The sequence below is a fragment of the Oceanobacillus neutriphilus genome (assembly GCF_014645515.1).
Lineage (GTDB): Bacteria > Bacillota > Bacilli > Bacillales > Amphibacillaceae > Oceanobacillus > Oceanobacillus neutriphilus.
This window is the reverse complement of record NZ_BMLW01000005.1, coordinates 230,720-254,339: the sequence shown is the minus strand read 5'-3', so window position 1 is coordinate 254,339 and position 23,620 is coordinate 230,720. Positions and strand designations below refer to the sequence as shown.

Genomic DNA, 23,620 nt, shown 5'->3' with positions numbered 1-23,620 from the left:
AAACGGGAATCTCAACTCATAAATGTAACCTGGTTTCATTAGTCATCTTCCGTCCAAAATTTATATTGAGGATGATCTGGTGTTATATCTACATTTCCAAAACGATCGACAAGTAATACATCATCTAAGTCTAGTTTTGACGTATCAATTCGTTTTGAAATAGCTCGTAATCTGCGTTCTTCTACATCTTCTCTAACAGCTTTAGCTAACCTTTTCATAGGAGTATTTGTAATCATTCTTCTTCCTCCTTTTTTCTTCAATACCGATCACCACCTCATGCTAATCAGTATATGCATTTTTATTAAATATAATCATCTTTACACCTATATCACATCAGATAATGAGTACATCATCAATTTGATTATATTTGGAGCTAGTGAAGGGCATAAGCACTATTGTGGCCGGCTTTAGAAGAAAGTGTTCGTCTATATTATGAGAAGAGAAGAGGCTTGTGATGCCAATATAATTTCTTATCTGATTAAATATAGTTAATAACGATAATTTCCTTCAATTTAAAGTGCAAGTTAGTTCAATATAATCTCCATTTTTCTACCCTTTGTCGTCATCCCAAGGGAATTATAAAATTCGATGGCAGATGTATTTTCCTCTGATACTCCTAATTCAATACTATCAACTTTAAGTTTTTTTCCGAAACCAAAAACATGTTTAGTCAGCTTTTTTCCGATTCCTTTCTTTCTATGCGTTTCAGAAACACATAAACTCTTTATAAATAATACCTTCCTCTCTTTAACAAAGGTATTTTCAGTTATTTCTTCTTCCTTTATCACTACGACGCCAACTATATCATTATTTATAGAAGCTACAAAAATATGCTGTTTGTCGTCTATTAATTGACTTTCAAAAAATTGTTGTTCGACGGGTATAGAATTTTCTTTATACAAATCTGGCCTTACTAAAACGTGGAATTCATGAACCTGCCTAAATAAAGGCAACAATGACTCGTAATCGCTTTGCTCAGCGTTTCGAATAAGTATATTCATATTTTTTCACCTCTCAATCTAAGATAACATTTCATTTTCCAATTACTTCGAGATTTTGTCATTGCTTGATAAAGCATTGTTATTCAAAGGGAGATGGATAGCTTATATTTAAAATTAAATCAAAAGAACCATCATTCTCCTAATAAGTATAGAGAAAAACCGACTATTATTTAGAAACTTGAATTTAGAATTCTGAAATAGCCGTTTTTTTCTCCTTGAAAGCTCATTTATTCAATAAAACAATTCCTTTAACCGTTCATCCGTAAAATCATCAATAATAAAGTCCACAACACCGGTTTGTTCCAGCTCTGCGTGATTATCATTGGTAGACATCGCAATAATCCGTTTTGCTTTGGCATTAGCTGCACCTTGCAGTCCAATGGGTGAATCTTCGAAAATAGTCATCTTTTCAGGATCTGTATTTATATTTAATGCTGCCTGAATATATTGGTCTGGTGCTGGTTTACTGGGCAGCCGCCCATTATCATACACGACTTTGTTTAAATCAAACCAACGATCCAATTGGAAAAACTCAAAATAAAAGTCTACATTTACTTTTGTAGAAGCAGTTGCAATATTTATAGGTGTGCCATTTTCTTGCAGCAAGTTGAAAAAATCGACCGTGCCTGGGATTAATTCGTTATGCTGCTTTGCTATTACAATCTCACGATAGATTGCTTCTTTACGATTGGATAAATCTTCTCCTTCTTCTTTGGTTAAGGAGCGTTCTAATAACCGTTCCATCGTCAGATGATTGGAACGTCCGTGAATTTTGGAAAACTCTTCATCAGAAAGTGCATAGCCCAATAGTTCCTGGATGAATTTCTGCCATGCCTGTTCATGAAGCGCCGTATCTCTATATAAAGTGCCGTTAAAATCAAAGATAACCGGGTCCATATACCTCTCTCCCTCTATAATATCGGTTATTACAACTATCATTTCATAGTTAGCAAGGCTATGTCCAGTCTTATTAATTCGCTTTACATGTCGTTATTAATTTGACAAAGGTATCCACAAGGAGTTGGAGAAATTGAACTGTTCCATCGTTATTGATTTTTCCGTCGTCATCAAATAAAGCTGCAACATTTGCCAAATAAGCTTCCGGCTGCTGCACTACTGGCATATTTAAACACATAATTGATTGACGTAAATGATGGTTAGCACCAAATCCGCTCAAATTTCCAGGAGAATTACTGATGATAGCTGCCGGTTTGTTATTCCAGACACTATCCGGTTTAGGGCGGGAGCCAATATCGATAGCATTTTTCAATACACCGGGGATTGACCGGTTATATTCCGGTGTAACGAAGAGCACGGCGTCAAATTCTTTCATTTTCTCCCGGAAAACTTTCCATTGCTGAGGAGGATTGCCTTCATCATCAAAATCCTGATTATATAGAGGCAGATCCCCAATTGGAATTATTTCTGTTTCAAATTCGTTTGGAAATAAGCTCATAACATTTTTTGCAATTTTCTTGGAGAAGGATTCTTTTCTTAATGATCCTACTAATACTGCGATCTTCGTCATTTTCTACCACCATCCTTATTTGTTGTTAAATTAGAAATATTGTACCTGTATCCTTTAGGGGTGTAAATCTTTCTGCTTATTTGCAATAGAAGATATTACGATTCGTTTGGTTTTACATTTTATTTAATACGGCCGGATTACAAGAAAGTGAAACATTTCTAACCATCTTTTTTTGATGTCCTTTTCGTGTTAAAGCAATAAGAAGCAGTTGCTGCAGGCTGTTTTGTTCCTTGCATAGAAGCGTCAAAAAAGTAGTCCGGATTTGTTCAGCAAAGACCGTTCATTAATATCTTGCCCGTCAACACTAATATGAATCCATATGGTGTCTTCCTTACAGCTTCATTAATTGTTTGACATTGAAAATGACCTATGCAATAATCAAAAATAGTTAGCCGGCTAATTAAAATGCGGGAGTGATTGTTTTGGATAAGTTTACTTTTATTGATCGTCCTGATAATCAACGTTTACAGTTGATGAAAAAGAGTTACACAGAATTAAATTCTGACATTGTAAGATTGTTCATTGATTTCCAATGGACTTATCGCAACATGCAAAAGGCATATGATGATGTGCTTGATAAAAACGGTTTAAGTGAATCAAGATTTATCATTTTAATGTTTTTATATCATGCACCAAATCAAACCATGCTGCCTTCGGTGATTTCTGAGAAGTTGGGAGCTACCCGTGCAACAGTTAGTAAACTGTTAAAGGCAATGGAAATCAAGGGATGGGTTAGTAAAAGCAGTTCTACCACGGACAAACGTTCATTATCTATCCAACTAACTGAAAATGGAAATCAAGTTTTAGAAAAATTTTTGCCGGAAAATTTTAATATCGCCAACGTTCTATTTGGTAGTTTGACCAGTGAAGAGATGGAGCAACTATTCTATCTATTAAAAAAAATACAAGATAACACTCAAAAATATACTCATAAAAATGGAGAGATAAAAGATGCAAACAAAAAAGATTGAACTACTAGAAACATATCTTAGCCTGTATATTGATCATGCTACTGTTTTGGATAATACCGGAAAAGAGGATTCACCTTATGTTGTGTTGGATGTTCGTAATGCTCCTGCACATATTAAAAAAGACCAGATAAAAGGTGCTAAGGCTATACCAGCCAGGGACCTGACCAATCATTTAGACGAATTGGATAAAAGTAAAACATATGTCGTGTATGACTGGACTGCTGGTACAACCCTTGGAAAAACAGCATTATTGATCTTGTTATCAAACGATTTTAAAGCATATGAACTGGGATGCGCCCTTGAAGGTTGGAAAGGAATGAACCTTCCTATTGAAACAATAGAGTAAACAAATAATATTACATTTCTTCAAAAAGGATAATTAACTAATGTTGGTTATTCTTTTTTATTTTTTGATAATAACGTACTGATTTTTCTACGTTTTGTTGCCATCCCAATGGAGATTCAATAACCATTTTACCGGCCTTTGAAGCAGTTTTGAAACATTAATTTTAAAAAAGGGTTTTCATATCTATCTAATTAGATTATAATCTAATTAGCGCAGGAGGGATTATGATGCAATTAGATCGAATCGTAAATTTTCATAAAACTATTGGAGACAAAACTCGAATCCGTATTATTAGCTTATTAAAAGAAGGGCCGCTTCATGGTCAAGCAATTGCCGGAAAGTTGGGGCTAAAGCCACCGACAATTTCTCATCATTTAACGAAATTAAAACAGATTGATATTGTTTATCAACGGCGGGATAAGAACACGATTTATTTTTATTTAAACAAAGATAAGCTTGAACGAATGGCACTGGAGATTACTCGGATAGGAGGTAATGAAATGTCCGAAAAGTTTGAAATAACAGATGGAGAAAAAGTGAAGGTCATTCGAAACTTCATTGATGGTAATGGAAAATTAAAATCGTTGCCAGCACAAAGAAAGAAGAAGCTGATTCTTTTAGAATATATGTTACGCGGTCTGGAGCATGGAAAAACGTATAATGAAAAAGAAATCAATGAACATATTCAGCAATATCACCAGGATTTCGCTACGATTAGGCGTGAATTTGTAATGGCTCATTTTATGTATCGTCAAGATGGTATTTATGAGCTTAATCCGGTTGAAATGTGGCCTGTTTAAACAGGTCATTTTTTCAGGGTATCTAATTAGATACATGTCTATTTAGTTAGGAGGGATATTATGCATAGTTTTCAAATATTGAAAAAGGAACCCAAATATCAAATTATATTTTGGAGTTCCGTGTTGAATGGTATAGGAGGACGATTCGCTCAGGTCGGATCTTTTGCACTGCTTTATCTATTAACGGAGTCCGGAGCTGCTTTAGGGTTACTGATGGCTTTGCTTGTTTTACCGACAATTATATTTGCTCCTATTAGTGGTTACCTGGCCGACCGTTTTCATAAGGCGAAGCTGTTATTTTGGACGGATCTTTTAAGAGCACCGTTCGCATTGCTTCCGATATGGGCAGCAATGACAGGACATTTAGGCTTGTTGTATCTTAGTACATTTATTATCTCAAGCGGTCAGGCAATATATAACCCGGTTCGATTTTCAATTATTCCCGATATCGTTGAAAAAAGAAACTTGGTTTCTGTTAATGGCTTAGAGCAGAATATTGTAGGGATAACACTTGTTTTTGGTTCGCTGCTTGGAGGTATAATTGCTTTTATATCCAATGTGCATGTTTTATTTTTCTTCCATGCCATGTTTCTTATGTCAGCAGCAATTTTAATGTGGCGTCTAACAAAGAGCAACATTACTAAGCATTCAAAAATAGAAGCGGCAGAATCTTCATTAAAAGAAAGCGGGTTCCTTATAGTTAGAGTTGCTTTATTACGGGTGTTTTTAATGGTCATGCTGCTAATGCCGCTTGCAAATGGTGTGGATAATGTCATATTTAATTTAATTGCATTAGAGGTTTTTGATAAAGGAGATTTAGGAGTTGGTTTAATCTATTCATCCCTGGGTGTGGGCTTTGTCTTAAGTTCAACAATCGTTAAATGGATTCGCGGAAAATATATCGCGATAGGTGTTGTGATGATTTTACTGGAAGGTGTTGGTCACTTATTACTTAGTCAATCATTCTTTTTCGGACAAGCTTTAGTGCTTGCTATTTTAATAACTTTTGTAGGCGGGATAAGCAATATATGCTTTGATACTGTTTTGATGAAGATACTGCCTGCTTCCAAACGGGGGTTTTTATTTGGTACTTTATCTATGTTTCAAAATAGCTCCATGGGCATTGCGATGATTGGTGCAGGGTTCTTAACGGAGTGGCTTCCTCCATTGCGAACCTCTTTTCTCGTTGGTGTGACGTATATTGTATTTGCATTAGCTTTCATGCTGGTATTTAGGAGTGTAAATGTTCGTACGTCCATACGTAGGTTAAAAAGATTAGACAGCAATTAATGTAATAGTATTTGTTTAAAGCGATGGAAATAAAATTAGTTAAGCTAAATCGGTTTTTAATCATAAGTGATTTCTTACATATCATTACTTAAAATGTTAACATTGTAAGGTTTTTTTAAGGTGAATCTATGTTGATTTTTAAATTTATTTTTTTATAATTGAAGTATTGTTAATGATAAAGGATAATTTCTGATGAGAAATTATTTATTGTAAGTATGGGATTTGCCATATGTTTATTGACTGCGTGTTCATCATATGATTCCTGTGTTTCCTGAACTTTTTTCGGATTTTTTAGCAGATCTTTTTCAGATAGGTTAGTAAATAAAGATATTAGTAGAAGGATGGATATATATGAAACAACGGATTGATACTTTGGATTTTTTGCGTGGATTTGCATTACTGGGGATTATATTCGCGAATATTACTGTTATTATACTTCCTTCTTCCATTCATACAAACCTTTTCTGGGGCAAAATCTTAGAGTATGCGATTTCAGAACGATTTTTTATGATTTTTTCTTTTTTATTTGGGATTGGTTTTTATATTTTCATTACGCGAGCCGTCAATCGCGGTGATCGAAGTACAACTCTTTTTATAAGACGGTTGCTCGTACTGTTGATTTTTGGTTTGATTCATCAATATTTTCAGCCAGGGGAGGCTTTGTTACCCTATGCGATATTCGGGTTCATTCTCATTCCTTTTTATAAATTAAAACCAACCATTAATTTTATAACTGCTGTTATCCTCATGGTTTTGGGGATATTTCTTGGGGGAGGCTATTTTATGATTTTTCCAATGTTCCTGGTTGGATTATGCATGGGACAATGGAGGGTTTTTGAAAACATTGCCAGCCGCCAAAAAGGATTTCGTTGGGTACAAATTGTCTCTCTCTGTCTCTTGCCTGCAGTTATTTACATTCAATATTTCCTATCTGAACAAAGCGGAAAAGTGGAGCAGGCGGCTGCCATCTCCGCTCCATTTGTTAGTACATTCTTTGTGACGACGTTGACACTCTTGCTCCGTCACAATATCATTCAAAGATTATTGACGCCCCTGAAGTATTTGGGAAGAATGGCTTTAACTAATTATCTTGTTCAGACCGCTCTGATTATACTAGCGGGGAATTTATTTCATTTAAAAGGTCACGTGCACCAAACGACGTTGATGAACATTGCTATTGGCATTTTGATTATCCAAATGATATATAGCACCATTTGGTTTCAATATTTTAAGATTGGTCCCATGGAGTTTATATGGAGAATAGCAACATACGGAAAATTACCCGGACGTTATAAGTTAAATGCTAATCATTTAGAGTAGTTCCTCAATGAATAGACGCATTTGTTGTACAAAGTTATACCGCAATGGGACCAGATTGTGGTGGTATAAGCTATTTAAGAGAGGTTGTGTCTATTTTGCAAAGATGTGAAAATTGCAACGCACCATTTAGTTGGAATAAAATTTATAAATCGATCTAGTGGAATTATAAACCAATGAAGTGTAATAACTGTGGGGCTGAGCATAAGATAACGATTTCTGGCAGAATTACAACTGTCTCTTTGACCATTTTGCCAATGCTGATATTTGGTAATTTTCTCACACCGTTTAATAGCATTCCTGTAACTCTAGGAATAGCACTCTTCATATTTTTTGCCGGCTCATTATTTACACCTTTTCTTGTTACGTATAAAATCCCATCATAAAGCACTAGGCTCTCAACCTGGTGGAACGCCTTCATTTGAATTATGTCACATGCTATCGGGATTTGGATAAGATTGATTGAACAGAATTAGAAGAAAGCCTTAAAAACAAATCGTCCAGGCTATGTTTATTTTGATGCCAGGATTTCATCATCCAATTGGAATACTGGTTATTATCAAACATTTATTAAATTAAAGTAAGGTGATTGAGATGAGCAGAGAAGCAGTTTTAAATTATGCGAAAAGAGAATACGATACGGATCCGGATTATCCATGGGCTAAACACCCAAATTATGCTGTGCTGCGGCATAAGGGAAATAATAAATGGTTTGGATTACTGATGGAAGTTGAGGGAGAGAAATTAAATTTAGAAAGAAAAACGCTTATTGAAGTTTTAAATGTTAAATGTGACCCTGGATTGGCGTCTATTTTAAGAGAAGAAAAAGGAATATTACCAGCCTATCATATGAATAAAGAACATTGGATAAGTATTCTGTTGGATGGCTCTGTTCCAAAGGATGAAATTTTCCATCTTCTGGATACGAGCTATCATTCAACAAAACAGTAAAATATTTTAATGCAGCAGCCAATCCTTGTTTGCTGCATTTTTAATTATAGAAATTAAACGAAAGAAACATATGTTCTTTTTCTCGCAGAGGTGTTATGATAATAGAATGTATTTTACAAATAAAGGAGAAAAAGAGCATGACAGGGAAAACACATATCATGGCTGGTATCACTGCAACAACAGCTATTGTGGCAATAACGGATGCCTATCAGCCTGAATGGTTTATTGCAGCTGGAGCTGCCGGAGGGTTACTTCCGGATATTTGCCACAGCGGCAGCAAAATCGGGCGGAGGTTCCCGGCGATTTCAAAAGTAATCAATACAATATTTGGACACCGGACGTTCACACACAGTTTATTATTTTTGGCTTTAATGGCCCTTATTTTATCTGAATTAGTCAGTAATACCTCTATTACCGCGGGTCTCCTGGCCGGTATGGCAACACACCTAATATTAGATGCCAGCACCAAACAGGGAATTAAGCTATTATATCCTGCTAAGATCACAGTTCGTTTTCCAATTACTGCGAGAACCGGCGGGAAGGCGGAGAATATTATTTTATTACTGCTGACGGTGGTTACGCTCTACTATGCGAATCGTATGATTGGAATTTTTTAATAAGAACCGCGACAAAAGGGAGAGTAACATGGAAATTCAAATTACAAAAATAAAAAAAGAAAAAGCGTGGAAGCTGAGGCATGAAGTTATGTGGCCAAATGAGGATTTTAACTACATAAAATTAAAAGATGATGATTCAGGTATTCATTTTGGTCTTTTTAAAGAAAATATGCTGATTTCTGTTGTTTCATTATTTGTAGACAAAGGGGAAGCTCAATTTAGAAAATTTGCGACGCTGAAAGCAGAACAGGGAAAAGGATATGGAAGCAAATTACTGGAAGCGGTGTTGAAGGAAGCAAAAACACATGATGTGAAAAGAATTTGGTGTAATGCGAGAAAGAGTAAGGAGGGTTTTTATCAAAGGTTTGGCCTTCACCAGACAGGCTCAGGTTTTGTAAGAAATGGAGAGTCCTACGTTATTATGGAGAGATTTTTATAATTCCCAAGTTAGTTAAAAAAGCCGTCTGTATAGCACAGATGGCTTTTTTTAACTGAATACAATAATCAAAATAAAATAAAGGATAACAACACATATAATAAAGGCATTCTAACTTTATACAGAAAATCATTCTTCATACATACTTTTCAATTTTTAGTTGAAAATAAATACTATTATCATTGTTAGGAGATGAATCTGTATGAAAGAAAAGGAAGACCTAAACAAAAAAGAAGAACAGTTAGAAGCCTATGTAAGAGAAACGCGTAATCAAGAGATGATTTCCAATGAAGGAAAGAAAATTGTCGATGATGAAAACTCGCTGACTGCCGGGGATCGCGGTCCGACTCTGCTCGAAGATTTTCTTGCCAGAGAAAAGATAGCACATTTTGATAGGGAAAGAATTCCGGAACGGGTTGTTCATGCACGGGGGACCGGGGCTTATGGAGAATTTGAACTGTATGAATCTATGAGTGATGTAACGATGGCAGATTTCCTGCAGGATCCTTCTAAAAAAACACCGTTATTTGTTCGATTTTCACAAGTAATCGGTTCACGGGGTTGTAATGAAACTGTTCGGGATGTACGCGGATTTTCTATTAAATTCTATACAGATGATGGGAATTTTGATATTGTTGCTATCAATTTTCCAATCTTTTTTATTCAAGATGCGATTAAATTCCCTGATTTGATTCATTCTGTTAAACCGGAGCCGGATAACGAATATCCTCAGGGCCAAACGGCACATGATACGTTTTGGGATTTTATGGGGAGCAACCCGGAGACAACCCATATGGCTATGTGGATTATGTCTGACCGGGCGATTCCTAAGAATTTCCGTACCATGGAGGGCTTTGGTGTGCATACATTCCGTCTTGTTAACAAGGAAGGCGTAGCGCATTTTGTGAAGTTTCATATTAAGCCGATGCTGGGCGTTCATCCATTAATTTGGGACGAGGCACAAAAGCTTGGCGAAGATGCGGATTTTCATCGCAGAGATCTTTGGACAAATATCAAAATGGGAAATCATCCAGAATACGAGCTGGCTGTACAGATTATTCCGGAAGACAAGGAGTTCATGTTTGATTTCGATATTTTAGATCCGACCAAGTTCTGGCCGGAAGAGGAAGTACCGCTTCAAAAGATGGGCAAGATTACATTAAATAAAACAGTTGATAATGCCTTTTCGGAAACGGAGCAAAGTGCATTTCATCCAGGAAATATCGTTCGTGGAATTGATTATTCCAACGACCCGCTGCTGCAGGGACGTTTATTCTCTTACACAGATACGCAACAGGCAAGGGTGGGGGCGAATTACCAGCAGCTTCCGATTAATAGACCGGTTTGCCCTGTTTCTAACAATCAGCGGGATGGCGCTTCACGCTATGTGATTGACCGCGGAAAAGTTTCATATCATAAAAACATATTAGCAGATAATACACCATCTGAAGTACCGCCGGAAAAGGGAGGCTTTGTAACCTATCCTTCCACGGTAGAAGGATTGAAGGTGCGTAAAACAGCAGACTCCTTCAAGGATCACTACTCACAGGCGAAGCTTTTCTGGAACAGCATGACACCAGTGGAGCGGGAGCATATTATTGGTGCTTACAGCTTTGAGCTGGGAAGATGTCTCCATGTACCCGTGCGTCAGCAAATGGTCGACCGCTTAGCAAGAGTCAGTAAAGAGCTCGCGGAAAAGGTTGCTATCAAAGTTGGGGTTACTGTGCCGGATGTAGAAGAATCCAAGGTTACGAAATCATCACCAGCTGTAAGCTTGATGAATACAAAATTCGTGGCGAAAACGCTGAAAGTAGCTGTGTTTCTGGCAGAGGGCTTTCCTGGAAAGGAAGTAGATGCGCTTTTGAAACAGTGGAGAAAAGAAGGAATTCATGTAATAATCGTAAGCAACAACCTCGGTGAAGTAAAGAGCGATGATGGAATGACGTATGATGTGGATCAAAACTTCCTGACAGGTTCCCCTTTAAGCTATGAAGGTGCCTATTTGGTTGGCGGCACTGGAGTAGATGACTATTTTCATCATCAGGCACGTACCTTTATTATGAATATGTACAATCACTTCAAGCCGATAGGTGCGAGGGAAGAGAGTGCTCATTTAATCAAGGAAATGGGTATTGAAGGAATGCCGGGTGTTGTGATGGATACCGATTCTCAGTTTGGACAGAAATTCATCGATGCCATGGCTAGGCAACGCTTTTGGGAGCGCCCAAGCTTTCTTTATAATGTGAAGGGGATTAAAGGGAAATAAGTACATCATTCGTTTTTGTTTTATAAAATTATTGATGATACTTTAAAAAATTTAAAACAATATTACCAGGCTGAATACAGGGGCTCCTTAACCAAAGTGAAATTTACTTATGGAAGGAGCCTTTTTTTATTTGCTATACCAAGTAATCGATGATTCATTTTAAAAAGGTTCTGGTTGATTTCCGTAAGCGCTTGACATCAAAGCTGCCCGTGGTATACTAGGGGTCATAGAGAGAGTTTTGTATCTATAATCAACTCAAATCTATATTCAAAGATACGAATTATTTTAAATATAATTTCTATATTATAATAGAAACGACTAGGATTGTTATAGCATGCTTCTGAGCTACACAAAACCTATTTACAAATATCTTTATTTGTAAATAGGTTTTTTTATATTCTGACATCGATAAAAATGAAAAAATGTAAATAAATTCAATTTATTTTAATGCAGGTAAGGGGGCCGATAATATGAAAATTAGAAAAATCCTTAATAATAGTGCTGTTATTACAAGAGATAGCAATAATAAAGAGATTATTGTAATGGGAAAAGGGATTGCTTATAACAAAAAGAATGGTGATTCCATTGATCAGGATAAAGTTTATAAAACATTTTCAGCTGATTCTCAAAAAATTCACAGCCGAATTATTGAAATGATAGATGAGATTCCGGTAAAATACATTGATTTATCCGAGCAGATTATTAATATCGCGAAGGAAAAGCTTGAAACGCCTTTGAATGACAGTATTTATATATCTTTAACAGATCATATTTACACAAGCATTCAAAGGTATCATGAAGGGATTCCTTTGAAAAATAAATTACAATGGGAAATCAAGCATTTTTATCAAAAGGAGTTTGAAATTGGACAAGAGGCAGTGATGCTGATAAAAAATGAAACGGGCATTTCCATGCTGGAGGATGAAGCGGGTTTTATCGCTGTCCATATTGTCAGTGCTGAATTAGATGGGGAGATTCATAACTCCTATCAAATAACAAACTTTATTCAGCAGATTATCCAAATCGTGAAATATTATTTTTCCATTGAATTTGATGTGGAATCGCTCGCATATCATCGTTTTGTGACACATTTAAAGTTTTTCGGCCAGCGTATTTTTTCACAAAATAATAAAAAAGAGAATCCGCTTGATAATGATTTATTGCAAATCATTAAAGAAAAATATGTGGATCCATATCTATGTTCACTAAAAATAAAAGAGTACGTAGAGCAAAAATATGATTATATTCTGGACAATGATGAACTATTGTATTTAACCATTCATATAGCAAAAATAATAAAGCAGTAGTTTTCTACGATAACCTTTGAGGCGGTGATTGATGAACAATAGCTCTGACAGGATGGTGACATTAAGTTGGCTAAACCTTCATTAATATTAAAAAAATGGAGGGAAAAAAATGAAGAATGAAAAATTAGTAAATCAAATTATCAAAGCAGTGGGGGGCAAGAACAATATAAACAATGTCGTTCATTGCGCTACCCGTTTACGCTTTACCTTGAAAGACGATTCCAAAGCGGATGATGATGAAATCAAATCCATAATAGAGGTTTTGTCCCTGGTTAAAAAAGGCGGACAATATCAATTAGTTATTGGAAATAATGTGGATCATGTCTATAATGACTTAGTAAAAATAATCGGGATTGGTTCGGGTGACAATGGCAAGAAAAATGATGACAGATCCGTTTTTGATAAAATTATTGGTACTATTACTGGATCGATAGCGCCGATAATTCCGTTACTTGCCGGCTGTGGTATGGGTAAAGTATTGTTGCTTGTACTAACGATGCTTGGCTGGTTAACAACAGAATCGGATACGTATATTGTCTTAAACTTAATGTTTGATACAGGATTCTATTTTATGCCTGCATTTATCGGCTTTTCTGCAGCTAAAATTTTTGGGGCCAATCAGTACTTAGGTGCGTTTCTTGGTCTGGTAATGGTGCATCCTGATTGGATGGCTCTAGTGTCAGAAGGAGATCCTGTTACGTTTTTAGGCGTCGGTGTTTCCTTAGTTAAATATTCAGCAACATTGGTTCCGGCACTGCTTGCTGTATGGATTATGTCTTATGTAGAACGATTTGTTAAAAAAATCGTGCCCGAGATGATTAAGGTATTCGCAGAACCGCTGCTGGTAGCTTTAATCAGTGTACCTTTAGCGCTGATTATTGTTGGTCCGATCGGTGATTTCATCTCCTCTTTAATTGCCCAGGGAAGTATGTTTGTTTATAATCATGGCGGTTTTATTGCTATTCCATTATTAGCAATGGTTTATCCTTGGTTAGTATCCATCGGTATTCATAAAGCTCTAAGTCCAATTAGTATTGATCTTGTTGCAACCAGAGGATTCGACCCGATTATTCGTGTCGTTGCTCTTTGCTCTAATATGGCCCAGGCTTCCGCTTCGCTTGCTGTATCAATTAAAAGTAAAAATACAGAATTGAAATCCTTGGCATTTTCTTCAAGTATGGCGGCTTTCTTAGGCGGAATTACAGAGCCTGCGTTATATGGGGTTAATCTTAAATTGAAGAAGCCTATGTACGCGTGTATGATCGGCGGCGCTGCTGCTGGATTGTTTGCAGGTATTATGAAACTCAAAGCTTTTATTTATGTTACTCCGGGTCTTTTAAGCTTACCTATGTGGATTTCGGAAGAGGAAAATAATATTCTGCTGGCTATTTTCACGCTGATTATATCAGCAGTTGTAACCTTTATAGCAACATTTGTTATCGGGTTTGATGATCCCGCTGAAGAAAAATCCCAAGAATCAAATATAGTTAAAAATGAAGAAACCTCTAAAAAACATGCAAAATTAAAAAGCCCTTTAAATGGTGAATTGGTTCCATTAGAAAATGTGAATGATGAGACTTTTTCCAGCGGTATTATGGGAAAAGGCATTGCCATTAAACCGGAAAACGGGAAATTATATGCACCTTGTGACGGTGTAGTAAGTGCCGCATTCAGCAGCGGTCATGCTGTTGGATTAACTACCGATGATGGTGTAGAGGTACTGGTTCATATAGGAATCGACACCGTTTCGTTGGAAGGAAAGTATTTCCGTTCATCTGTTGAAAAAGGACAGCCTGTTAAAGAAGGGGACTTACTTGTAGAATTCGATATAGACCAAATAGAGAAGGCTGGATATGAAGCAACAACGATTGTCATTATTACAAATAGCGATGATTATCTAGATGTTGTTCCGGTAAATAAAAAGCATGTCAAAGCAGCTGACGATTTATTAGCGATTATTTGAAAGGGGAAGAGTTAAATGATTTATGCAGATTTACACGTCCATACCAATCATAGCGATGGAGTATGTGAAATAAAGGATGTTTTAGACAGGGCAAAGGAAAAAGATATAAAAGCTCTTGCTATCACTGACCATGATACCGTTGATCATTGGGCAGAGGTTAAGCAATATTCTGAGGAATTGGGCATAGAGCCGATTCGCGGTGTTGAAATGAGTTGCTATGATTTTGATGTATATAAGAAAGTACATGTACTGGGCTTATGGATTGAAAAAACGGATCATATCGAAAAATTATGTACAAAAACCTTACAAGCAAGAGATAATTATCATAAAGAACTCATTGAAGAGCTGAAACAAAAAAATTACTATATCACCTATGCAGATGCTAAAAAATATGCTAAATATAACATTGTTTTTAAAATGCATCTCTACCAGGCTTTAAAAGAAAAGTATCCTGATGATATGAACCCTGAAAAATATAAACAGTTATTTGCATCCAAAACCTCTATTGAAACAGATATGAAGATGGAATATATAGATGTTAAAGAAGGCATTGAAGCTATTCAAAAGGATGGCGGTATTGCAGTATTGGCCCATCCCTGCGTATACGATAATTATGACGAGATTGAAAAGTATGTGAATTTTGGATTGCAGGGAATAGAAATTAATCATTCAAAAATGAAAGCAATTGATTATAAATTGACAGAAGAATTTGCTTCTAAATTTAATTTATATCGAAGCGGCGGAAGCGATTTTCATGATCCTGAATTGCTTCAGTTTGGTAATAATGGTTTGACGGAAGAGCAATTCATAGAATTGAAGCGTAATGCTGGTAAATAAAAGATTTTAGTGAAAAAAGACAACGCGTACTCTAATTTAATTGGGTGCGCGCTGCCTTTTTTAAGAAAAATATACTACTAAGTCTTTATTTACAACCGTTTGGGATATATCTTCTTCTACATCCGAGTTTCTAAAGCTTTTGACCAGAACAAATCTCAAACTGGTCTATTATGCTGAAATATATCAATCATTGCCTTCATTGCGGGCTCATTCCTTCTGCGTTCTTTAAATATAAAGTATATTGATTGTGGAGGAATAGAAGCTTTACTTTTGAATTCTATTTGTTCCAGACAATCTGCATAATCAGATTGCTTCACTTCTGTATCAGACAAGAATCCAACCCCTTTTAAATCAATAATAAATTGGATCGCTAAATCACTATGTCCCACTTCCATTTTTGGCCTGACGCCTTGCTCGTCCTCATTTTCCATCCAAGATTGAAACGAACGCCCCCAATTCAAATAAATCCAAGACTGATCGACTAAGTCCTGGAATTTTGCCGGCTCACTTATGTGCAAATCTTTATGCTTATACAAATGAAAGGTATCCTTTTGGATCAGTACGGAAGAGATTTCCTTACTCATCGGCTTATTATAAACAATACCGAAGTCTGTTGATCCATCTAAAACATGCTGAATGACAAAAGTGGAATGATCTGTTCGCAAATGGATGTGTGTCGGCTGATACGCTTGATATAATTCCTTTATAATCTCTGTATTTATTTTCCGCCATAGGGAGTAGGCAGCAGAAATTGTGATTTGGAAGCTTTCCTCTAATCCCTCCTCAGCAATCTTTTTCGTCTGTTCCCATAAATCCATTTGCCGCTGCAGGAGAGGCAGCAGTTTATAACCAATGACAGTCAGTTCGATATTTCCTTTATGTCTTATTAATAATTTTTGGCCATAGAATGCTTCTGTCTGCTGAATGCGTGCTGTCACTGTGGATTGCGTCACATGAAGGGCTTCTGCAGTTTTTGTAAAGTTCTTTAACTCAACGACTGTTAAGAATGTTTTTAATTGCTCATAGTGCATTTTTTCTTCCTCCTATCGAAAAAATCAATAGTAAGTATCTATTTATTCGTTTTGTCTATTATACTATCTTCCTTTTATAATATAAACAAGGGAGGGAAAAGCATGGCAGTGAAAGAAATTTTATTATTGGGAAATCCAAAATTACATGAAATCAGCTCTTTGGTGACGGAAGAGGAAAAAGAGGATTTATTGCCTGTTATTCAGAATCTTCATGATACGCTTTTGGACTTCAGGTTTAGATATGGTGCAGGGCGTGCCATTGCAGCACCCCAAATCGGAGTATTTAAAAGAATCATTTATATGTATGTTAACGAGCCGACTGTCTTTATCAATCCGGAATTAGTGATTACCAACCATGAAAAAATGGAGGTGTGGGATGATTGCATGAGTTTCCCGGACCTGTTTGTTAAAGTACAAAGATATAAAGAATGCACGATCCATTATCGTGATGTTCATTGGGAGAAAAAGAATATGTATCTGAAAGATGATCTATCAGAACTGCTTCAGCATGAATACGATCACTTAGACGGTATCCTGGCAACTTCAAGAGCTATTGATTCCCAATCCTTTGCTCTGCGTTCCCAAAGAAGCAAGATGGGTAAGGAGGGAGGCAGATGAAAAGGAAGATTGGAATTATCGGCGGTATAAGTGCGGCATCAACTATTCATTACTATAAGAGGCTGATTGATTTGTACTATGAGAAATACCAAGATTATTATTATCCTGAAATTCTGATTCACAGTCTTGATTTTCAATATTTCACAGACTTGGAAAATGAGTATCGAAAAGAAGAATACACAGACTATATCTGCCGGAAAATAAATGGGTTGGAGCGAGCCGGGGCTGAGGTGGTGATAATGGCTGCCAATTCTCCTCACTCTGTATTTAAAGAAATAGAACAAATTATTAATGTGCCAATGATCAGCATTGTTGAATCAACAGCTATAAAAGCAGTAGAGAAAAATTATAACAAGCTGCTTTTAACAGGTATCAAATACACCATGCAATCTACCTTTTACCAAGATATATTTGAACAGAACGGAATGAAGGTCATTACACCTGTGAAAAAGCATCAGGAGGAGATTAATTCGATTATTTTTAATGAATTGGTTGTACAGCATTTTTCTAGTAAATCGAAAAGACGTTTTATTGAAATAATCGATAATTATGATGTGGATGCTGTTATACTTGGTTGTACAGAATTGCCATTATTATTATCGAATAAAGATTGTGATGTGCCGCTTTTAGATACTGTTTCCTTGCATGTTCAGAGAACACTGGATTATGTTATGGAGTAAAAGAGAAGAAAATAAAAAATAACTTGGAGGGACTTTATATGACACAACGGATGAGCTTTTTTGAACTTGCACCTGAGGCAGTGGGGATGATGAGGGAGATTGAAAAGTATACGAAAAAAAGTAACATTGATCGAAAACTCCAGGAACTCATTAAAATTCGGGTTTCACAAATAAATGGCTGTGCATTTTGTTTGAACATGCATACAACAGAAGCCCGGAAGATGGGAGAAACAGAACAGCGGTTATATTGTGTCAGTGCCTGGAGAGATTGTACTTTTTATTCTGAAAAAGAAAAGGCTGCTTTAGAGTTAGCGGAACAAATTACGCTGATTTCAAAAACTGATGTATCGGATGATTTATTTGATCGTGTTCGAATATATTATACGGAGAAGGAATACCTGGACTTAATTGTGTTGACTAATCAAATTAATAGTTGGAATCGGCTTTCTATTGCTACGGGGGCGATGGCAGAGTGATTAAAGCAGGGTTGGATGATTTGGGGAGTGGTAAATTGTTAATATTTCTTTGCATGGCAGCTTTTGTTTCCTAGTTATTATTTCAATTTATAAACGCTAATGTAGATTTCATAATAAATACTAGGGTAAAAATAATTCTCGAGGAGGTTAGATAAATGAGTAAACCTGTAATTCGAACTTACAAGGATGCAAATGATTTAAAACGGATGCAGAAACTCACACAAGCTATATGGTCTCTGGAACCAAATTACCATATAGGCGATCTGGCTTGGCAAAGCTACCGACATGCTGGGCGCGAGGATGATTGGGATACTGCAATTTGGGAATTGGATGGGAATCCCGTTGCTTGGGGATGGCTTCAAAAACCTGGTGAGTTAATATGTCAAGTTCATCCTGATTTTCCTGAGGTGGCCAGGGATGTTATTGACTGGTTTGATAAAATAACTAAAACCAATGAGCAAAAAGTGAGTGTCCTGGAAACGGAGTCGCATCTTATTTCTGCCTTAGAGGATTCTTTATTCACTCCAGTAGCAGAAAATCCAGAGGTCCTCACAAAAATTTCATTGGAGAGTTGTTCATTCCCTGTTCAATTACCAGATAAATTTAAAGGTCGCCATATTAAGGATTCTGAGGATTTAGCAAATCGTGTGGCAGTGCATAGGGCTGCATTTCATAAATCCAGAGTAACAGAAGAAAGTTACTTGAACGTTATGAATACCTATCCTTATGATTCTTCTCTTGATTGGGTAATAGAATCTCCAAATGGTGAGTTCGTAGCATCTTGTTTAATTTGGTATGATGCAGTTAACAAGGTGGGGTTACTGGAACCTGTTGGAACGAATCCGGAATTTAGGAGAATGGGGTTAGCCAGTTCAGTCAGCAAGCTTGCTCTCAATGCGTTGAGTGAAAAGGGAGCAAAAACGGCGGTTGTTGTTTGTACCTCTCCAGATGCATGTGAGCTTTACAAGTCTATCGGTTTTGAACAATTTGCTCAAACAAAATCATTTCATCGTTTAAAATAGAGTCAGAATGGACACCCTTTATACCTATAATAATGAAGGAAGCTGGTTAAGGGTATGGCATATATTATAATAAGAAGCCCTTATGTTTACGTTATAACTGGAAAATAAGGGCTTTGTTATGCTTACTGTAAGAGAGAAGCAGAATATTAGAGTTCATTTTCATATGTTTTTGGGTTTTACATAAGAACCCCTTGCACAACAAGCCCAAGCACCAACCCTAAAAAAATAGAAGACAGTGTACCTAACAAGAAATATTCTGCCCAGTTCCGATCATCTAACTGCTTGAATCGCGCAATGGATTTAGCCGCAATAATAAAAGCAATTGACGGGTACGCCCCAACCGCTGTTAATACAATCACAAGTAATCTTTCCAGATAGCCGATAAGTTTTCCACGTGAACGAAGCGGGGTGGAGTAGGTGAAATAATGATATTCCTCTGTGAAACGATTATCTGCTCCCGTGTGAATTTTTTCCTTTCCGGCAGCAATTTGATTTTTCAATGTCAGTTCGCTTTCGAAATTAGCAAATTCAGATGGCAGGGAGCCGATGATAAATTTTACCATATGACCGCTCACACTTGTTGCTAAAATATAAATGATACTAATAAATAATGCAGTATTGAATAGGCTTAAACCGTCTGTTCCATATAAATGAAAAAGCTCCGCTGTCATTTCTGCAGCTGTCATATGGAAGAAAAGGGTGCAGGTTATCACTATCATGATGACATGTAATACTTGATCTGACAGAAAGTATCCCAGACTTTTTATATTATCCGTCGGGCTTTTGGAAATGGAGTCTACTAATTTTATTTTCAGCAAATCAATTACAAGATGTGTCATGATAATAAAAATCAACGGGAGAATAAGGTAGTTGATTATATTTTCAAACTCGTATTGATAACCCCATATAATCGCAAGCGCAATGCCTGTTGTCATCAGATGATGAAGGGTATGTTTTTTCAAATATTTTATTTTGTTTTGCACCATCTGATCGGTCTGCAGCCAAAAGTCAGCAATCAAATGTGCAAGAAGGAGCAACAATATAGTCATGATAAACTCCTTTCTTCAGGGAAATAATCGGGCAGATGCGTCCTTATGTTTTCTCTGATGTTTTCTTGCAGCTTATCGTTCAGAGGCTTCGAATTTTGTAAACCTAATGAATCCAGCACCTTAACAATGCTATAAAAAGCATTCAAAATAAGTTGCGTTTTACCTTGTTTTATATGATAGGATATCGTAGCTGTTGTTCTTCCGAGATATTGACTTACTTTATTCTGCTGGTTGAGAATGAAATATAAAGAACAGACGAGAGATTGTATTTCAGTTTGCTCATTCATTTGTTCCTGTTTTAAAGTTAAACTGGTATTTATTAAGGCTTCGAACTGCTGGCTGAAAACAGTAAAGCCCTGCTCATCTGATAAACGAGGTAATTCAAATCGGAATAATAATCTGTTCGATTGTTTTTTTAGATAGTTATTGGCTTCTCTTGCTTGCTTCATTAATGGATGAATCCAGGTTTCTATGTTTATTTCACTGATATCCTCCTGAATATCGCCAAATGATAAACCGAAATAGGGTTTATGACCGGGGTACCGCCAAATACGGGTTATATAGAAAGCAAGTGTATATGCCGAGGCATAACCGCTGCTTACAACTGCCAATTCATCACCGGCTCGATGGCTGATCTTTGTTACAGCTGAATCCTGTGTCCATTCTGCAATGTGGTTTTTTAATTGCTCCAGATATCCGCTTAATTCATTCCCGATATTTTCTGTTGATGAATTACTTATATCCATAATGAAGATGGAGACTTCATTTGTCATGAAGAAACAGCTCCTTCCTTATCAAATGTAATATGAAGTTTGCTTATATAATCGAATATAACAAAAGTTAGATGAAATAGTCAAACTTTATTGAAGTTAGATGTTTTAGACTAACTTAGTAAAGGTATATGCTGTAAATATTTTATAGAAGGTAAATAATTATTTTAAAAGAGGGTATATACTAATTCGAAGCTGTCTTATCAGGGATATTAACTGTAATAATTCATAGAAAAGAGAGAATGTATATCATCATTCTACAAGAAAATCGAAAGCTATGAAGGTATAGTTTTAAAAGCAGCTGCCAATCCTGCAATTCCGGCATTACATACTGCAAGACTTAAAGGAAAATGAGGCAGGGATAACTTAAAGCTGAATCTGGTTCCTCTTTGAGCTGATAGAGTACGGTGCTATTCACAAAAGATCAACTAACAATGGTGTCGGAAAATGAATAGGAGATATGTAAACCGGCTAAGATAGAGACAAGAGAATAACCTTCTCGAAATAGCCTGTCAGCTGAGGAAAGGCTTGGTGTTTAAAGTACATAACCATCAAAGACACATCTCATTTAATAAAAAGTTTCCTTAAGGCAATTTAATTGTTGACATAAAAATAAAAGGGGTTTATGCTACATAATGTAATCAATTCAATTTAACTGTATGTTAACAAAATATAAAATTTTATCATTAAAACAGAATGAAATATTAAAAGAAGAAGGGATAAGGATGGAACATAAAAGTATAGCATTTTCAGTCCAGGATTTAACGGTTTCTTACGGTGAACAAACCGCGCTTAAAAATATTAAATTTCAAGTGGAAGAAGGAAATCTGGTTGGCGTTATTGGACCGAATGGTGCGGGGAAATCAACATTGATGAAAGCTTCGCTCGGTTTAATTCCAAAAGACCACGGAACCATTGAATTCTATGGTAAACCCGTCAAACAAATGCGTGAGAATATTGCTTATATTCCACAGCGTAATAATATTGACTGGGATTTTCCCATTACTGTTCTGGACACAGTAGTGCTTGGAACATACCCGAAGCTGGGTGTTTTTCATCGTCCGAAGAAGGCGGACAGAAAACGGGCTCAGGCTTGTCTGGAGCAGGTCGGCCTGCAGAAATTCAGTAAACGTCAGATTGGCGAATTATCAGGTGGACAGCAGCAGCGCGTTTTTCTGGCGAGAGCATTGGCTCAGCAAACAGATATATTTTTCTTTGATGAGCCTTTTGTCGGCATCGATGCTTCCAGCGAAGAAACAATCATCCGTATTTTGAAAAAGCTACGGGATGAGGGAAAAACGGTTATCGTTATTCATCATGATTTATCCAAAGCGGAGGAGTATTTTGATGACCTGGTTCTTATTAATCAGGAGCTTATCGAGGCCGGGCCGGCAGATTTGGTTTTAACACCAGAGGTGCTGGGTAAAGCATATAAATCGCAGCTTCCATTCTTACAATCAGAGGGGGCGGATGAATAATGAGTATCATGGAGTTTATTTCAGAAATTATAGATTATGGTTTCGTGCAAAAGGCCTTATTTACATCGGTTATGGTTGGTATTATTTGTGGCATTGTTGGCTGTTTTATTGTTCTGCGGGGATTGGCACTGATGGGAGATGCAATTTCGCATGCAGTACTTCCAGGCGTTGCGATTTCTTTTCTGCTTGATATCAATTTCTTTTATGGGGCTGTTGTAGCTGGAATTTTAACGGCACTGGGAATAGGCTATGTCAATCAGAACAGCCGTATCAAGAGTGACTCTTCCATTGGAATTGTTTTTACTGCTTTTCTGGCCTTGGGGGTTCTCCTCATAAGGTATGCAAATAGCGGGGTTGACTTAGACAGTATTTTATTCGGAAGCTTAACATCCGTTCAGACATCTGATATGTGGATGACATTAATTGTTGGAGCTATTGTACTGCTGGTTGTGGTCTTGTTCTATAAAGAATTGCTTATATCTACATTCGATCCAACTATGGCAGCAGCATACGGTCTGCCAACAAAACTGATCCATTATATGTTGATGATTCTTTTGACATTGGTAACTGTTGCTTCCATGCAAACAGTCGGTGTCGTATTGGTAGTAGCATTGTTAATTACACCAGCATCGACAGCATATCTGTTAACAAACCGGCTGTGGGTTATGCTGATATTATCAGCATCCTTTGGCGTCATTTCTTCCCTTGCAGGGCTGTACTTCAGCTTTGCATATGACTTGGACTCAGGTGCTGTGATTGTGCTTACATCATTTGTTTTATTTGCCTTCATTTTCTTCTTTTCGCCAAAGCAGGGAGTCTTGTGGCGCGCCATTCGTTCGAAACGTAAGCGGAATGCTGCAAATTAA

General features: G+C 36.7%; 26 protein-coding genes. 18 read left to right on the top strand and 8 right to left on the bottom strand.

What is annotated here, in order from left to right:
- Window positions 1-38: 38 nt before the first annotated feature.
- The 4 genes from IEX29_RS10270 to IEX29_RS10255 all read right to left on the bottom strand — a co-directional run bounded on the left by IEX29_RS10270 (window position 39) and on the right by IEX29_RS10255 (window position 2,529).
- Window positions 39-218, bottom strand: coding sequence for a hypothetical protein (locus IEX29_RS10270; protein ID WP_229720164.1), 180 nt, complete (start codon window positions 216-218; stop codon window positions 39-41).
- A gap of 306 nt (window positions 219-524) precedes the next feature.
- Window positions 525-1,001 carry a GNAT family N-acetyltransferase gene (locus IEX29_RS10265; RefSeq protein ID WP_188734360.1) on the bottom strand — a complete coding sequence of 159 codons (477 nt, stop codon included), beginning with the start codon at window positions 999-1,001 and terminating at the stop codon, window positions 525-527.
- Between the two features lie 231 nt (window positions 1,002-1,232).
- Window positions 1,233-1,940, bottom strand: a complete 708-nt coding sequence (locus IEX29_RS10260; RefSeq protein WP_229720163.1) for an HAD family hydrolase — start codon at window positions 1,938-1,940, stop codon at window positions 1,233-1,235.
- Between the two features lie 31 nt (window positions 1,941-1,971).
- Window positions 1,972-2,529, bottom strand: a complete 558-nt coding sequence (locus IEX29_RS10255; protein WP_188734358.1) for an NADPH-dependent FMN reductase — start codon at window positions 2,527-2,529, stop codon at window positions 1,972-1,974.
- Between the two features lie 422 nt (window positions 2,530-2,951).
- Here IEX29_RS10255 and IEX29_RS10250 point away from each other — a divergent pair, with 422 nt between their 5' ends.
- From IEX29_RS10250 to IEX29_RS10230, 5 genes are all read left to right on the top strand, one after another.
- Window positions 2,952-3,500: a MarR family winged helix-turn-helix transcriptional regulator gene (locus IEX29_RS10250; RefSeq protein ID WP_188734357.1), complete on the top strand. Its 549-nt coding sequence runs from the start codon at window positions 2,952-2,954 to the stop codon at window positions 3,498-3,500.
- Window positions 3,481-3,846 (top strand): rhodanese-like domain-containing protein, encoded by a 366-nt coding sequence (locus IEX29_RS10245; RefSeq protein ID WP_188734356.1) that lies wholly within the window; start codon window positions 3,481-3,483, stop codon window positions 3,844-3,846. Before IEX29_RS10250 ends, IEX29_RS10245 begins: the two co-directional genes overlap by 20 nt.
- Window positions 3,847-4,073: 227 nt before the next feature.
- Window positions 4,074-4,646, top strand: coding sequence for a DUF2087 domain-containing protein (locus IEX29_RS10240; protein ID WP_188734443.1), 573 nt, complete (start codon window positions 4,074-4,076; stop codon window positions 4,644-4,646).
- Window positions 4,647-4,706: 60 nt separating this feature from the next.
- On the top strand, window positions 4,707-5,936 hold the full coding sequence (locus IEX29_RS10235; RefSeq protein WP_188734355.1) for an MFS transporter: 1,230 nt from the start codon (window positions 4,707-4,709) through the stop codon (window positions 5,934-5,936).
- A gap of 351 nt (window positions 5,937-6,287) precedes the next feature.
- Window positions 6,288-7,256, top strand: coding sequence for a DUF418 domain-containing protein (locus IEX29_RS10230; RefSeq protein ID WP_188734354.1), 969 nt, complete (start codon window positions 6,288-6,290; stop codon window positions 7,254-7,256).
- Between the two features lie 163 nt (window positions 7,257-7,419).
- On the opposite strand, the gene IEX29_RS10225 is transcribed toward IEX29_RS10230, so the two are convergent.
- On the bottom strand, window positions 7,420-7,674 hold the full coding sequence (locus IEX29_RS10225) for a hypothetical protein (RefSeq protein ID WP_229720162.1): 255 nt from the start codon (window positions 7,672-7,674) through the stop codon (window positions 7,420-7,422).
- Between the two features lie 173 nt (window positions 7,675-7,847).
- Here IEX29_RS10225 and IEX29_RS10220 point away from each other — a divergent pair, with 173 nt between their 5' ends.
- The 7 genes from IEX29_RS10220 (at window position 7,848) to IEX29_RS10185 (ending at window position 15,630) form a co-directional block, all read left to right on the top strand.
- Window positions 7,848-8,204: an MmcQ/YjbR family DNA-binding protein gene (locus tag IEX29_RS10220; protein ID WP_188734352.1), complete on the top strand. Its 357-nt coding sequence runs from the start codon at window positions 7,848-7,850 to the stop codon at window positions 8,202-8,204.
- A 137-nt stretch (window positions 8,205-8,341) separates the two neighbouring features.
- Window positions 8,342-8,821, top strand: a complete 480-nt coding sequence (locus IEX29_RS10210; protein WP_188734350.1) for a metal-dependent hydrolase — start codon at window positions 8,342-8,344, stop codon at window positions 8,819-8,821.
- 34 nt (window positions 8,822-8,855) lie between these two features.
- Window positions 8,856-9,260 carry a GNAT family N-acetyltransferase gene (locus IEX29_RS10205; RefSeq protein WP_188734442.1) on the top strand — a complete coding sequence of 135 codons (405 nt, stop codon included), beginning with the start codon at window positions 8,856-8,858 and terminating at the stop codon, window positions 9,258-9,260.
- A gap of 199 nt (window positions 9,261-9,459) precedes the next feature.
- A complete protein-coding gene (locus IEX29_RS10200) occupies window positions 9,460-11,523 on the top strand; it encodes a catalase (RefSeq protein WP_188734349.1) in 2,064 nt (687 codons plus the stop codon).
- 470 nt (window positions 11,524-11,993) lie between these two features.
- On the top strand, window positions 11,994-12,830 hold the full coding sequence (gene licT / locus IEX29_RS10195) for a BglG family transcription antiterminator LicT (protein WP_188734348.1): 837 nt from the start codon (window positions 11,994-11,996) through the stop codon (window positions 12,828-12,830).
- Window positions 12,831-12,939: 109 nt separating this feature from the next.
- Complete coding sequence (locus IEX29_RS10190; RefSeq protein WP_188734347.1) at window positions 12,940-14,793, top strand: PTS beta-glucoside transporter subunit IIBCA; 1,854 nt, start codon at window positions 12,940-12,942, stop codon at window positions 14,791-14,793.
- Window positions 14,794-14,808: 15 nt separating this feature from the next.
- Complete coding sequence (locus IEX29_RS10185) at window positions 14,809-15,630, top strand: PHP domain-containing protein (RefSeq protein ID WP_188734346.1); 822 nt, start codon at window positions 14,809-14,811, stop codon at window positions 15,628-15,630.
- A gap of 155 nt (window positions 15,631-15,785) precedes the next feature.
- On the opposite strand, the gene IEX29_RS10180 is transcribed toward IEX29_RS10185, so the two are convergent.
- Window positions 15,786-16,661, bottom strand: coding sequence for a LysR family transcriptional regulator (locus tag IEX29_RS10180; RefSeq protein WP_188734345.1), 876 nt, complete (start codon window positions 16,659-16,661; stop codon window positions 15,786-15,788).
- A gap of 102 nt (window positions 16,662-16,763) precedes the next feature.
- Here IEX29_RS10180 and IEX29_RS10175 point away from each other — a divergent pair, with 102 nt between their 5' ends.
- The 4 genes from IEX29_RS10175 (at window position 16,764) to IEX29_RS10160 (ending at window position 19,457) form a co-directional block, all read left to right on the top strand.
- Window positions 16,764-17,279, top strand: coding sequence for a peptide deformylase (locus IEX29_RS10175; protein WP_188734344.1), 516 nt, complete (start codon window positions 16,764-16,766; stop codon window positions 17,277-17,279).
- The gene (locus IEX29_RS10170; protein ID WP_188734343.1) at window positions 17,276-17,959 is read left to right on the top strand and encodes an aspartate/glutamate racemase family protein; all 684 of its coding nucleotides are present in this window, start codon (window positions 17,276-17,278) and stop codon (window positions 17,957-17,959) included. Before IEX29_RS10175 ends, IEX29_RS10170 begins: the two co-directional genes overlap by 4 nt.
- 38 nt (window positions 17,960-17,997) lie before the next feature.
- Complete coding sequence (locus IEX29_RS10165) at window positions 17,998-18,435, top strand: carboxymuconolactone decarboxylase family protein (protein ID WP_188734342.1); 438 nt, start codon at window positions 17,998-18,000, stop codon at window positions 18,433-18,435.
- Between the two features lie 155 nt (window positions 18,436-18,590).
- Entirely contained in the window at window positions 18,591-19,457 is an 867-nt protein-coding gene (locus tag IEX29_RS10160) for a GNAT family N-acetyltransferase (protein WP_188734341.1), read from the top strand.
- 176 nt (window positions 19,458-19,633) lie between these two features.
- On the opposite strand, the gene IEX29_RS10155 is transcribed toward IEX29_RS10160, so the two are convergent.
- Together IEX29_RS10155 and IEX29_RS10150 are read right to left on the bottom strand one after the other, a co-directional pair.
- Window positions 19,634-20,506 (bottom strand): DUF3307 domain-containing protein, encoded by an 873-nt coding sequence (locus IEX29_RS10155; protein WP_188734340.1) that lies wholly within the window; start codon window positions 20,504-20,506, stop codon window positions 19,634-19,636.
- A complete protein-coding gene (locus IEX29_RS10150; RefSeq protein ID WP_188734339.1) occupies window positions 20,503-21,279 on the bottom strand; it encodes a hypothetical protein in 777 nt (258 codons plus the stop codon). The genes IEX29_RS10155 and IEX29_RS10150 overlap by 4 nt, the downstream gene beginning before the upstream one ends.
- 722 nt (window positions 21,280-22,001) lie before the next feature.
- On the opposite strand from IEX29_RS10150, the gene IEX29_RS10145 reads away from it, so the two are divergent.
- Window positions 22,002-22,754 (top strand): metal ABC transporter ATP-binding protein, encoded by a 753-nt coding sequence (locus IEX29_RS10145; protein WP_188734338.1) that lies wholly within the window; start codon window positions 22,002-22,004, stop codon window positions 22,752-22,754.
- On the top strand, window positions 22,754-23,620 hold the full coding sequence (locus IEX29_RS10140) for a metal ABC transporter permease (protein WP_188734337.1): 867 nt from the start codon (window positions 22,754-22,756) through the stop codon (window positions 23,618-23,620). Before IEX29_RS10145 ends, IEX29_RS10140 begins: the two co-directional genes overlap by 1 nt.